At 63.8% G+C, this 12,509-nt stretch carries 11 protein-coding genes; 3 read left to right on the plus strand and 8 right to left on the minus strand.

The features are described from left to right. Nucleotides 1–136 precede the first annotated feature (136 nt). Nucleotides 137–868 carry a helix-turn-helix domain-containing protein gene (locus tag ACILRC_RS10465; RefSeq protein WP_395669309.1) on the minus strand — a complete coding sequence of 244 codons (732 nt, stop codon included), beginning with the start codon at nt 866–868 and terminating at the stop codon, nt 137–139. 125 nt (nt 869–993) lie between these two features. Between ACILRC_RS10465 and ACILRC_RS10470 the strand changes: the two genes are divergently transcribed. Both ACILRC_RS10470 and ACILRC_RS10475 read left to right on the plus strand, forming a co-directional pair. Beyond that, complete coding sequence (locus ACILRC_RS10470) at nt 994–1,785, plus strand: hypothetical protein (RefSeq protein ID WP_395669310.1); 792 nt, start codon at nt 994–996, stop codon at nt 1,783–1,785. A 31-nt stretch (nt 1,786–1,816) separates the two neighbouring features. Then, nucleotides 1,817–3,772, plus strand: a complete 1,956-nt coding sequence (locus tag ACILRC_RS10475; protein WP_395669311.1) for an MFS transporter — start codon at nt 1,817–1,819, stop codon at nt 3,770–3,772. On the opposite strand, the gene ACILRC_RS10480 is transcribed toward ACILRC_RS10475, so the two are convergent. Further along, the gene (locus ACILRC_RS10480; protein WP_395669356.1) at nt 3,723–4,502 is read right to left on the minus strand and encodes a sulfurtransferase; all 780 of its coding nucleotides are present in this window, start codon (nt 4,500–4,502) and stop codon (nt 3,723–3,725) included. The genes ACILRC_RS10475 and ACILRC_RS10480 overlap by 50 nt on opposite strands. A gap of 52 nt (nt 4,503–4,554) precedes the next feature. On the opposite strand from ACILRC_RS10480, the gene dnaE reads away from it, so the two are divergent. Then, nucleotides 4,555–8,112 carry a DNA polymerase III subunit alpha gene (gene dnaE / locus ACILRC_RS10485; RefSeq protein ID WP_395669312.1) on the plus strand — a complete coding sequence of 1,186 codons (3,558 nt, stop codon included), beginning with the start codon at nt 4,555–4,557 and terminating at the stop codon, nt 8,110–8,112. Here the strand turns inward: dnaE and ACILRC_RS10490 are convergent. From ACILRC_RS10490 to ribH, 6 genes are read right to left on the minus strand one after another with little or no spacing between them, the layout of a single operon-like run. Beyond that, nucleotides 8,109–9,044: a TonB family protein gene (locus ACILRC_RS10490; RefSeq protein WP_395669313.1), complete on the minus strand. Its 936-nt coding sequence runs from the start codon at nt 9,042–9,044 to the stop codon at nt 8,109–8,111. The two genes, dnaE and ACILRC_RS10490, sit on opposite strands and share 4 nt — an antisense overlap. Nucleotides 9,045–9,063: 19 nt before the next feature. Then, on the minus strand, nt 9,064–9,528 hold the full coding sequence (locus ACILRC_RS10495) for a biopolymer transporter ExbD (protein ID WP_395669314.1): 465 nt from the start codon (nt 9,526–9,528) through the stop codon (nt 9,064–9,066). 21 nt (nt 9,529–9,549) lie between these two features. Beyond that, nucleotides 9,550–10,245, minus strand: a complete 696-nt coding sequence (tolQ, locus tag ACILRC_RS10500; RefSeq protein ID WP_395669315.1) for a protein TolQ — start codon at nt 10,243–10,245, stop codon at nt 9,550–9,552. A gap of 36 nt (nt 10,246–10,281) precedes the next feature. Beyond that, nucleotides 10,282–11,466, minus strand: a complete 1,185-nt coding sequence (locus ACILRC_RS10505; RefSeq protein ID WP_395669357.1) for a pyridoxal phosphate-dependent aminotransferase — start codon at nt 11,464–11,466, stop codon at nt 10,282–10,284. A 32-nt stretch (nt 11,467–11,498) separates the two neighbouring features. Continuing rightward, nucleotides 11,499–12,026, minus strand: coding sequence for a transcription antitermination factor NusB (gene nusB, locus ACILRC_RS10510; RefSeq protein WP_395669316.1), 528 nt, complete (start codon nt 12,024–12,026; stop codon nt 11,499–11,501). Then, the gene (gene ribH / locus ACILRC_RS10515; protein WP_395669317.1) at nt 12,026–12,499 is read right to left on the minus strand and encodes a 6,7-dimethyl-8-ribityllumazine synthase; all 474 of its coding nucleotides are present in this window, start codon (nt 12,497–12,499) and stop codon (nt 12,026–12,028) included. The genes nusB and ribH overlap by 1 nt, the downstream gene beginning before the upstream one ends. Nucleotides 12,500–12,509: the final 10 nt, after the last annotated feature.

A 12,509-nucleotide genomic window follows, 5' to 3' on the forward strand; every position in this document is an offset into this window, starting at 1 on the left:
ACAGGGACTGTCGGCGGCGGGGCGAAGCGGCTCCAGGCACACTGTTTAACCCTGTGCATTGAGCGCCGCGGGCGTAGCGCCAGCCGCAGAGCCATTGAAGGCGACCATGCAGACGCAAACGTGCGTGCCTCTACCGTCAGCGGCGCAGGGTGGTAAACGCCCGAAACTCCCAACCGCGCATGGCAAGCAGCATGGTGTAACCCGTGCGTTGTGCCTCCGGCATTTTTTGGTCTGCCAAATGCTGCTGCGCGAAGTCCTGGGCGACGCGCTGCATACGCTCTATGAACGCCGGGGCCACAGCATGGCTGATCGAGCCGTGCACCAGCAGCAGCCCCTCATTTGCGCCGTCGAAGCCTCCAGAAAAATAGTCGATCAGGGCCTTGTCCCGGAAGTACTCCATCACCGGCCCATGGGGGCGCCAGCGAAAGGCTTTGGCCAGCTTCAAGCGGTAGCGGTTGTGGGGACGTAGCTCGATCAGGCCAATCCGGTCGAGCTTGGCCAGGGCGGCCACCACTTCGGCGTCGGTCAGGCGGTAGGCCTGGGTGATCTGCTCACCGGTCCATTGGCTCAGCACACAGATCGCCACCAACAAGAGCTTCTTATCCGCCACCACCATCGCCTCTTGTTCGCGGGTCAACTCCAACAGCAGTACCTGGTGGTCGGCCACCTGGCGCGCCAGGTCAGCAAAGTCGATTTGCAAGGCCCGGCAGACGGCGTCCACCTTCGACAGAGACATATCTCCTTTGGCAAACATGCGCTTGACGCTGGACTCCGCCATACCGAGGGCCCGTCCGAGGTCGGCGTAGGTCATGCGGGCCGCCTTGAGCTCCTTTTTCAGCGCTTGGATCAAGTCGGTTGTGCCGCCCATGGATGCCACCTCGGTATCGAATGAATGTACTTGCAGGATAGCGCAACGCTACTTGGGTTCTTTTCCGGTGCTTTTCGTTTTGGCGCTGCTGACACTGTGGCTTTCAATCACTAGGAGAAACCGGTATGCAAGCAAAGCTCTCTCGCACCGAATGGCAACTGTTAGCGGCTACCGTGTGCGCCGCTGGCGTCGCAGTATTTGGCCCCGCGCTGGCCCAGCACCCCCACTACCACGCATTCGCCGACCACCGCGCGGCCTGGGGCGTGCCCTCGGCGCTCAATGTGCTGAGCAACCTGCCATTCGCACTCGGCGGCTTGTGGGGCCTCGCGCGGGTCGGCCGCCATGCCCAAGTGCAGCCCCTGGACCGGCGTTGGGGGCTGGCCGCATTGTTTTTCGTTGGGCTGGTGGCGACCGCCCTGGGATCTGGCGTGTACCACTGGGCACCTACCGACGTCGGCTTGACCTTGGATCGCTTGGGTATGGTCGTCGCGTTTGCGGGCCTTGCAGGTATGGCTGCGGCGGATCGCATCAGCGAGCGCAGCGGTGTTTGGGTTGCGGCTGGGCTGGCGGCTGTCGGGCCGCTGGCGGCGTGCTGGTGGCTTTATGCAGGCAACTTGCTTCCTTGGGCGGTGTTGCAAGGCGGCGGGTTGCTGCTGATCACCGCGTTGGCGTTTCGCCGCCCGGCCGAAGGTGCTTGGAATTTGCCGTGGGCCAAGGTGGTGGGCTTGTACCTGCTGGCCAAGGTGTTTGAAATGGCCGATCACGCGGTGCTGGACCTGACCCTGGGACTTATCAGTGGCCACACCCTCAAACATGTGGTGGCTGCCGCTGTGGTGTTGCCGCTGTTTGCAGCCATGCCCAAGTTGCTTGTCCCGGCGCAGCGCGTGCCCAGCGCCGCTCGGCCAACATCGGTTTAAATCGCGTCTGTCGCACACTGAGAAGACTGCTATGCAACAGCCGCTACCCCCCAGCAAGCCCGAGAGCGCCGCGCCCGCGCTGGCGTCCCACGAAACGCACCCCAACCAGTTTGCGCTGCTGTCCCAGCGCCGCTTTGGCCCGTTTTTCTGGACCCAGTTCTGCGGCGCGGCCAATGACAACCTGTTCAAGTTCGCCTTCACTGTGATGGTGACCTACCAGATCTCGGTGGTCTGGCTGCCACCGGCGATGGCGGGCTTGGTGATTGGCGCCTTGTTCATCTCCCCGTTTCTGCTGTTCTCGGCCACCAGCGGCCAGTTGGCCGACAAGTACGACAAGCGCAGCATGATGGCCTTCGTCAAAAGCCTGGAAATCGCCATCATGCTGCTGGCGGCCTGGGGGTTCTTTCACGCGCATGTGCCGGTGCTGTTGCTGTGCACCTTTTTGATGGGCCTGCATTCCACTTTGTTTGGTCCGGTCAAGTTCGCGTACCTGCCGCAGGTGCTCTCGGAGCGGGAGTTGACCGGTGGCAACGGCATGGTCGAGATGGGCACCTTCGTGGCGATCCTGCTGGGCAATGTGGTGGGCGGTCTGCTGATTGCCGTGCCGCAAGTGGGTGCGGTTTATGTTGGCGTCGCTTGCGTTGCCATGGCGCTCGTGGGGCGCTTGGTGGTGCACTGGGTGCCAGCGGCACCCGCCACCGACCCTGCGCTTGCCATCAACTGGAATCCGTTCACCGAAACCTGGCGCAACCTCAAGCTGGCGCATGGCAATGTGGTGGTGTTCCGCTCCTTGCTGGGCATCAGTTGGATGTGGTTTTTCGGCGCGGTGTTTCTGAGCCAGTTTCCCAGCCTGGCCAAGGATGTGCTGCATGGCGATGAGCACGTAGCTTCGCTTTTGCTGGTGCTTTTCTCGGTGGGCATAGGCACCGGCGCGTTGCTATGTGAAGTGCTGAGCCGCCGCCATGTGGAGATCGGTTTGGTGCCCATTGGCGCTTTGGGCATGAGTGTGTTTTCGATTGACTTGTACTTCGCCAGCCGGGGCCTGCCGCCCTCGGCAGCCTTGGGTGTGGGCGCGTTTCTCGCGCAGCCGGCGCACTGGCGCGTCATGGCCGATCTGGTGCTGCTGAGCCTGTTTGCCGGTCTGTACAGCGTGCCCATGTATGCGCTGATTCAGATGCGTAGCCAACCCACGCACCGGGCCCGCATCATCGCCGCCAACAACATCTTGAACGCCCTGTTCATGGTGGCCAGTTCGGTGCTGGCGGGTGCCTTGCTGTCGGCTGGCTTTAGCATCATCGAGATCTTTTTGATCACTGGCTTGGCCAACCTGGTGGTGGCGGGTTACATCTTTCTGGTGGTGCCCGAGTACCTGCTGCGCTGCTTGGCATGGCTTCTGTCGCGCCTGGTGTACCGCTTCAAGGTGGTGGGAGACCAGCACATTCCCACCCAAGGTGCGGCCATTTTGGTGTGCAACCATGTGAGCTTTGTGGACGCGGTGCTGCTGATGGCGGCCAGTCCGCGGCCCATCTATTTTTTGATGGACCACCGCATCTTCAAGTTGCCCTTGTTAGGCCTGCTGTTCAAGTTGGCCAAAGCTATTCCCGTCGCGCCGCAAGGGCAGGACCCTGCGGCCTATGAGGCAGCGTTCGATGCTGCGGCCAAGGTGCTGCGCGAGGGCGACTTGCTGTGCATCTTCCCCGAGGGGGGCATCAGCAAGGACGGTTCTGTGCAAGAGTTCAAGGGCGGCGTGATGAAGATTCTTGCGCGCGCGCAGGCCGAGGGGGTGGACCTGAAGGTGGTTCCCATGGCCTTGACCAACTTGTGGGGCTCGTTCTTCAGCCGCATTGAGCGCGGCTCGGCGATGGTGCGACCGTTTCGTCGTGGTGTGTGGAGCCGGGTGGGATTGCAGGTGGGCAAGCCCGTGGCGATGGATGCGGTCAGCCCGGCGGCCTTGCAGGCGCGGGTGCAGCAGTTGCTGGCGCAGTGACCTGCAGGCCGGCGTCCAGGGTGCGGCGCTCGTCAAAGACGAAGCAGTCGCCCCGGTAGTGGGCGCCGCCCACCTCCTCAAAGTACTTCAGGATGCCGCCCTCAAGCTGGTAGACCGAGTCCAGCCCGAGTTCGCGCATCAGGATGGCGGCTTTTTCGCAACGGATACCGCCGGTGCAAAAGCTCACTACGGTCTTGCCTTGCAGGTCCGCTTGGTGCGCGCGCAAAGCCTGCGGGAACTCGCTGAACTTGGTCAGCCGCCAGTCGATGGCACCTTCGAAGCTGCCGGCGTCGACCTCAAAGTCGTTGCGGGTGTCCAGTGTGACCACCGGGCGGCCGCTGTCGTCGTGCCCCTGGTCCAACCAGCGCTTCACTGTGGCGGCTGCCACCGCCGGGGCCCGGCCCTCGGCAGGGCGCACCGTGGGGTGGTTCATGCGGATGATTTCGCCCTTGACCTTGACCAGCATTTTCTTGAAAGGCTGGGTGGCAGACCAGCTCTCTTTCGGGGCGATGCCGGCAAAGCGCCTATCCTCTTGCAGCTGGGCTACGAAAGCGCGCACCTGCTCAGCGCGACCCGCCAAAAACAGGTTGATGCCCTCGTGCGCTAGCAGAACCGTGCCCTTGAGTTCCAGCGCCACCGCCCGGGCTTGCAAGGCCTCGCGCACCGCGTGCGGATCGGAGAGTTCGACGAAGCGGTAGCAGGAGATATTGAGCACGTTCACGCGGCGGATTTTACGTGCCGCCTGGGGCGGCTCGGCGGTGCGCAAAACCTACAATGGCTGCATGTTTGTCCATCTGCGTTTGCACACCGAATTTTCCGTGGTCGACTCGACCTGCCGCATCGACGAGGTCGTTGCAGCTGCCGTGCAAGATGGGCAGGCGGCCATCGCTGTCACCGATTTCAACAACCTCTTTGGCGCCATCAAGTTCTACCGTGAGGCGCGCGGTAAAGGTGTCAAGCCGATCATCGGCGCTGAAATCGTGCTCGAAGGTCTGGGAGCCGATCCGGCGGCGCTGACCCGCATCGTTTTGCTGGTGCAAAGCAAGCAGGGCTACCTCAACCTGTCCGAACTCATCACCCGCGCCCACACTCAGCATGTGGTGAAAGGCCAAGCGGTGGTCAAGTTTGCGTGGTTGCGCGAATGCAGCGAGGGCCTGATTGCACTCTCGGGTGCGCAGGCTGGGCCGGTGGGTGGCCCGCTGGTGCAGGGCGATGTGGCCCGCGCCCACGAGGCGGCGCTGCAATTGGCCGGCGTGTTTCCACACCGCTTCTACCTGGAGTTGCAGCGGGTGGGGCGCGCCGATGACGCCGCCCATGTGGCCGCTACCGTGCAGTTGGCAGCGCGCATTGGTTTGCCGGTGGTGGCCACCCAACCCATTCAGTTCACCGCGCCCGACGACTTCGAGGCCCACGAGGCCCGCGTGTGCATTGCCGATGGCGAAATCTTGGGCAATCCCAAGCGGGTACGTCGCTTCACCCGCGAGCAGTACTTCAAGTCCAGCGCGCAGATGCAGGCGCTGTTCCACGACATTCCCTCGGCGCTGGCCAACACGGTAGAAATTGCCAAACGCTGCAATCTCACCTTGGTGCTGGGTAAGCCGCAGCTGCCCGAGTTCCCCACGCCTTTGGTCAACGGAGAGCGCATGTCGGCCGAGGCCTACTTTCGCCATGTGTCCACGGAAGGCTTGCACAAGCGGCTGGAGCGCCTGTACCCGGACCCCGCGCAGCGACAGCTGCAGACGCCGCGCTACCTGGAACGCTTGGAGTTTGAGATCGGCACCATCGTGAAGATGGGTTTTCCTGGCTACTTCCTGATCGTGGGCGACTTCATCAACTGGGCCAAGAACAACGGCTGCCCGGTGGGGCCGGGGCGTGGTTCGGGCGCGGGCTCGCTGGTGGCCTATGCGCTCAACATCACCGACCTGGACCCGCTGCAGTACAACTTGCTGTTTGAGCGTTTTCTCAACCCTGAGCGGGTGTCCATGCCCGACTTTGACATCGACTTCTGCCAGACCAACCGCAACCTGGTGATCGACTACGTCAAGGACAAATACGGCAAGGATGCGGTCAGCCAGATTGCCACCTTTGGCACCATGGCCGCGCGCGGTGTGGTGCGCGATGTGGGCCGCGTGCTCGACATGAGCTACACCTTTTGCGACGGCATCAGCAAGCTCATCCCCAACAAGCCCGGCACCAGCGTCACGCTGCAGCTGCCACCCAAAGACGGCAAGAAGAGCGACAAGCTCACCTACGCCAGCGAAGCCGAGCCCGTGTTGGCCGAGCGCGAGGCCAAGGAGGAGGACGTCAAAACCCTGCTGGAATTGGCCCGCAAACTCGAGGGCATGACCCGCAACATCGGCATGCACGCCGGTGGCGTGCTGATCGCGCCGGGCAAGCTCACGGATTTTTGCCCGCTGTACCAGCAGCCCGGCAGCGATTCGGCGGTGAGCCAGTTTGACAAGGACGACGTGGAGGCCATTGGGCTGGTGAAGTTCGACTTCCTGGGCCTGGCCACCCTGACCATTTTGGAGATCGCGCGCGACCTCATCCGCCAGCGCCACCCCGGTATGGAGCAGTTCACCTACGAAGACCTGCCCTTGGACGACAAGGCGGTGTACCAGTTGTTCTCCGAGGGCAAGACCGAGGCGGTGTTCCAGTTTGAAAGCCGGGGCATGCAAGGGATGCTGCGCGACGCCAAACCCACCCGGCTGGAAGACCTGATTGCGCTCAACGCGCTGTACCGGCCGGGCCCGATGGACCTGATCCCCAGCTTCGTGGCGCGCAAGCACGGCCGCGAGACGATTGAGTACCCCCACCCCTTGGTGGCCGACATGCTGTCCGAGACCTACGGCATCATGGTCTACCAAGAGCAGGTGATGCAGACCGCGCAGATTTTGGGCGGCTACTCGCTGGGCGGTGCCGACATGCTGCGCCGGGCCATGGGCAAAAAGAAGGCCGAAGAAATGGCCGAGCACCGCAGCATCTTTCGCGCCGGTGCCGCCAAAAACAACATCAGCGAAGCCAAGGCCGACGAGGTGTTCGACCTGATGGAGAAGTTTGCCGGCTACGGTTTCAACAAATCGCATGCCGCTGCCTATTCCTTGCTGGCCTACCACACGGCCTGGATCAAGGTGCACTACGCAGCGGAGTTCTTCTGCGCCAACATGACGGTGGAGATGGACGACACCGACAAGCTCAAGGTGCTGTTCGAGGATGCGCAGAGCATGGGCCTGCGCTTTGAGCCGCCCGATATCAACCGCGGCGTCTACCGCTTTGAGCCCATTTCCGACACCCAGATCCGCTACGGGCTGGGCGCCATCAAGGGCACCGGCCAGCAGGCGATCGAGGCCATCGTGGCCGCGCGCGAGGGGCGCGGGCCCAGCGGGCAGTCAGGCGCGTTCACCAGCTTGTTTGACTTTTGCTGCCGCGTGGAGCGTAGCCGCCTCAACAAGCGCTGCGTCGAGGCGCTGATCAAGGCAGGCGCGTTCGACACCTTGCAGCGCAACCGCGCTGCGCTGGTGGCCTCGATCGACCGGGCGTTTGACTTCGCGACCGCCGCCGCCGCCAACGCCAACCAGGTGGGCTTGTTCGATCTGGGTGAAGCCGACAGCCACGGCTCCAGCACCCAGGAGCCCGACTTGGTGGAGGCCCTGCCCTGGAGCGTGAAAGAGCGACTGACCCAAGAAAAAACGGCGGTGGGCTTTTACTTGTCAGGCCATCTGTTCGACGAGGTGGCCACCGAGGTGCGCAAGTTTGTGAAGCGCCCCATCGAAGAACTGCAAGACACGCGCGAGCCGCAGTTGCTGGCGGGCATTGTGGGCGATTTGCGCATCATCAACGGGCAACGCGGCAAGTTGGCGCTGTTCAAGCTCGATGACACGTCGGCCACCATCGAAGCGCGGGCCGATGAAAAGCTGATCAACGAGCACAAAGGCCGCCTCAAGGATGACGAACTGGTGGTGGTGTTAGGCAAGGCCCAGCCCGACCGGTTTTCGGGTGGCATGCAGTTCACGGTGCAGCAGCTTTGGAGCCTGGAGCAAGCGCGCTGCCGCTTTGGCAAGTACCTGCGGGTGGCCGTCAACGGCCGCGCGCCCGACGTGGCGCGCTTGTTGCAGGAGTTTCCAGCCCAGCGCGAACTCTCCGAACAAGGCGAGCTGGTGCGCGGCTTGGGCATTCGCCTGCACCTGCAGCGCCAGCTGCCCGCCGCTGCCGACGGCGTACAAGGTGCCGAGGCCGTGTTGGCGCTGGACGACAGCGCCCGCTTTTTTCCCAGCGACGCCGCCTTGGCCGGTTGGCGCGCGCAGGCCGACCAAGGCCAGGCCACCATCGCCTACGACTAAGGCCCCACCAGGGTCCGGGGCGAAAACACAATCAGCATCGACGGCGGCACGCGGTTGTTTTCATCGCGCGGCAGCACGGCGGTTTTGTCGATGGCGTTGAGTGCGGCAGTGTCCCAGTCGGGGTTGCCGCTGGACTTGACCACCTTGCGGCTGGTGATGCTGCCGTCGGCGGCGGTAAAGATTTCAATCTCGGTGGTCGGGTTGCCAACCACCGTTTCGGTGTAGACCACATTGGGCTTGATGCGGGCCACCACGCGGGCAACGTAGCTGGCCGAGGGCGCAGACGCACGCAAGGCGCTGCTGTTGGCGTTGTTGCCGGTGCCGCCTGCGCCGGCCAGGCCGGCCATGCGCTGGATGTTTTGCTGGCGCATTTCCTCGAGCTTCTTGCGCTCTGCCAGTTCCTTGGCTTTTTGTTTGGCCGCGTCGCGGCGGGCTTGCTCGCGTTGCTCCTTGGCGCGCTGTTCCTTGTCCTGCTGCACTTTCTCGCGCTGGGCTTTCTCACGCTGTTCTTTGTCCCGCTTTTCCTGCGCTAGCTGCAACTTGCGTTGTGCCTCTTGGGCTTGCTTTTCTTCGCGCTTGCGGGTCTCCTCTTTCTCTAGCGCAATGCGCGGGTCGGGCTTGGGTGGTTCCAGGGGCTGGGGCACTAGCGCAGGGGTGGGCGGCGTGGGTTTGGGAGGGGGCTCAGTCGGCGGCGGCGCTTCTTCGGGCGCGTCGGGGGGAAGGTCTGGCAACGCAGGTGCCGCTGCTTCCTGGGGCAGCGCCGACCACAGTTCAGCCGCCACGGTCACCGGCGTGGCCTCACGCTTCCAGGCGATACCAGCGGTCAATACGCCCAACAGCAGGCCGTGGGCCAGCACCGCCAGCACCAGCGCGCGCAGCATCCCTGGCGCGGGCGGTGGTGCGAACTCGAGGTGCTCTCGGGCGTGGGCCATGGCAGGCTTAGGCGCTTCCTTAGTTGACGACTTGCACCGACAGGCCCACGCGGGCCACACCGGCGCGTTGCAAGGTGTCCATCACCCGCACCACGTGCTCGTAGCGGGTGCCTTTGTCGGCACTGATGACCACTGCGGCGTCCTTGCCGGCGGATGCCGCAGCGCCGCTACCGCCGGAGGGGGTGCCGCCGCTACCGGTTTGGGCGCGCAGAACGGCAGCGGCCAGGGCTTCTAGGTTCATTCGGGTGGTTTGGTCCTTGGTTTTGAGGTCGAGTTCGCCGTCCTTGCCCACCAGCACCTGGATGATCTGGTCGGGCGCGCGTTCGGCCTTGCCCACACTGGGGAGCTGGATCAGGCTGGGCGTGATCAGCGGCGCGGTGACCATGAAGATGATGAGCAGCACCAGCATCACGTCGATGAAGGGCACCATGTTGATTTCGTTGATGGCGCGGCGGCTGCGGCCGCGGTGCAGGACTGCTGGCATGCGTAGGTCTCCGGTGGCGCACTAGCGGGGGGCTGGTGCGGCTTGCGCACTGACGTTGCGCTGCAAGATGTTGCTGAACTCTTCAATGAAGGTTTCTTGCTGAATGGCGATGCGGTCCAGGTCGCGCGCGAAACGGTTGTAGGCCACCACCGCAGGGATGGCGGCGAACAGGCCGATGGCGGTGGCTACCAGCGCCTCGGCGATACCGGGCGCCACGGTGGCCAGAGTGACTTGTTCCAGCGAGGCCAGGCCGTTGAAGGCGTGCATGATGCCCCAGATGGTGCCAAACAGCCCCACAAACGGCGAGACCGAACCCACCGAGGCGAGGAATGAGAGGTTGGATTCAGCAGCGTCCATCTCGCGCTGAAAACTCGCGCGCATGGCCCGGCGGGCCCCGTCCATCAGGGTGCCCGCATCTGTAATACGCCGCTCGCGCAGCTTTTGGTACTCGCGCATGCCGCTGGCAAAAATGCGTTCCATGGGCCCACCCTCGCTGGCGCGTTTGGTGGCGGTGTTGAACAACTCGTTGAGCGTGGCACCCGACCAAAACTCGCGCTCAAACTCCTCGTTGCGTGCCTTGACTTTGGAGAGCGCAAACAGCTTGCGAAAAATGGCGGCCCAGCTGGCCACGGACATCACCAACAGCAGCAGCATCACGCCTTGGACCACCAGGCTGGCATTGAGCACCAGGTGAAGGATTGACATGTCTTGGTTCATAGTGGGTACGGTGTTGTGGGGCGGAGCGGAGCACCTTCAGGCCAGCAGCGCGCCCAGGCGCGCGACCGCAGTCTGCAGGTGGTCCATGGAACTGGCGGTGGAAAAACGCACATAGTGTGCCGTCTCGGCGCTGCCGAAGTCGCGCCCGGGCGTGATGGCCACATGGGCACGCTGCAGCACCTCGAAACTGAAATCCCAACTGTCTTTCAGCCCTAGCTTGGCGCACGCGGCGCTGCAATCGGCCCAGGCATAAAACGCGCCGTCGGGCACCACGGGAACGCGCAAGCCCAAGGCATTGAGCGCGGGAATGAAGTAGTCGCGGCGGGCTCGGAACTCCGCGCGGCGGGCCTCGTAGATGGACAGGCTCTCTGGCTCGAAGCAGGCGAGGGCGGCATGCTGGGCGATGCTGCTGGGGCAGATGAATAGGTTCTGCGCTAAGCGCTCAATCACCGGCACCAGCACCTCGGGCACCACCATCCAGCCCAGGCGCCAGCCAGTCATGTTGAAGTACTTGCTAAAGCTGTTGATGCTGATGATGTGCTCGTCAATGGCCAAGGCCGTCTGGCCCAACCGCGCATCGAAGCTCAGCGCCAGATAAATCTCGTCAACCAAGGTGATGCCGCCGCGGCCGCGCACCAGTGCATGGATGCGGCGCAGTTCGTCGGGGTCGATGGAGGTGCCGGTGGGGTTGGACGGTGAGGCTAGCAGCACGCCACGGGTGCGTTCGCCCCAGTGTGCATGCACTTGGGCGGCGCTGGGCTGGAAGCGCTGTACGGGGCCGGCAGGCATAGGCACGGCCACGCCGCCTGCGGCACTGACAAACTGGCGGTTGCAGGGGTAGCTGGGGTCGGGTACCAAGATTTCGTCGTTGGCGTCGATCAAGGCCATGCAGGCCAGATGCAAAGCGGCGGACGCCCCGGCGGTGACCACGATGCGGCTGGCCGGCACCTGCACACCAAAGCGGCTGGTGTACCAAGCGCTGATGCGCTCACGCAATTGCGGCAGGCCCGTGGCAGGGGTGTACTGCGTGTGGCCGGCGCGGATGGCGCGCTCTGCAGCCTCTTGCACCAAGGGCGGGGCGCTGAAGTCAGGTTCGCCGATGTTGAGAAACACCACCGGCGCGTCGGTGGTGCTGGTTTGCTGGGCCAGTGCGGCAGCGGCCTTGGCCACCTCCAGCACATAAAACGGCTCGATCCGTTGTGCGCGGTCTGAGATGCGCAGGGCGGATGGTGCTGCCAAGTCCATGCGCGGGCTCAGGCCGTGCGGCGGTCGGCGTCCACCTCGGCGGCACGCAGGCGCGGCGCCAGCCGGTTGAGCACACCATTGACGTACTTGTGGCCGTCGGTGCCGCCGAACTCTTTGGCCAGTTCCACGCACTCGTTGATGACCACACGCCAGGGCACGTCGAGGCAATGCATGAACTCGTAGCAACCAATCCACAGCACCGCCCGCTCAATCGGCGAGATTTCCGCCAGTGGGCGGTCTAACAAGGGGGTAAGTAGCGCGTCAAGCTCGGTGGCCTGCGCTACACAACCGTGCAGCAGCGCGTCAAAGTGCACCGCATCCGCCTTGCCGAACCCGGCGAGGTCGCGGGTGAACGGGTCCACCTGGTCGATCGGGTTACCACCGACAATGCTTTGGTATAGGCCTTGCAAGGCAAACTCGCGGGCGCGGCTGCGGGGGTTTTTGCTGGCGGCCTTGCGGGCGCCGGTGGCGGTCAGCCCGGTGCGGGCTTGACGCGGTGGCCTAGCCTTGCCAGCAGGGTGCACAGTTTCACCCATCAGAGCGACTCCAGCAGGTTGGCCATCTCGACGGCCACGCGCGCAGCATCGACGCCCTTTTCGGTTTGGCGGGCCACGGCTTGCTCCAAGTTCTCGGTGGTGAGGATCGCATTGGCAATGGGCAACTGGTAGTCCAGCGCAACCCGGGTCACTGCTGCGCCGGATTCATTGGCGACCAGCTCGAAGTGGTAGGTCTCGCCGCGGATGATGCAGCCCAGCGCGATGAGTGCGTCGTAGCTCGATTTTTCGGCCAGGGCTTGCAGCGCCACCGCCACCTCGAGTGCGCCTGGGACGGTGATGTGGTCGATGTCTTTGTCGGCCACGCCCAACTGGCGTAACTCGGCCAGGCAGGCTGCGGCCAGCGCGTCGGTGATGGCCGCATTGAAGCGGGCTTGCACGATACCGATCTTGAGCTTCTTGCCATTGAGGCGCTGGTCGCCTTGGGCGGCATGGCCTTTGTCTGCTCCAAACATGGGAATCTCT

It is taken from the genome of Rhodoferax sp. (genome assembly GCF_044236835.1).
Classification (GTDB): Bacteria; Pseudomonadota; Gammaproteobacteria; order Burkholderiales; family Burkholderiaceae_C; genus Allorhodoferax.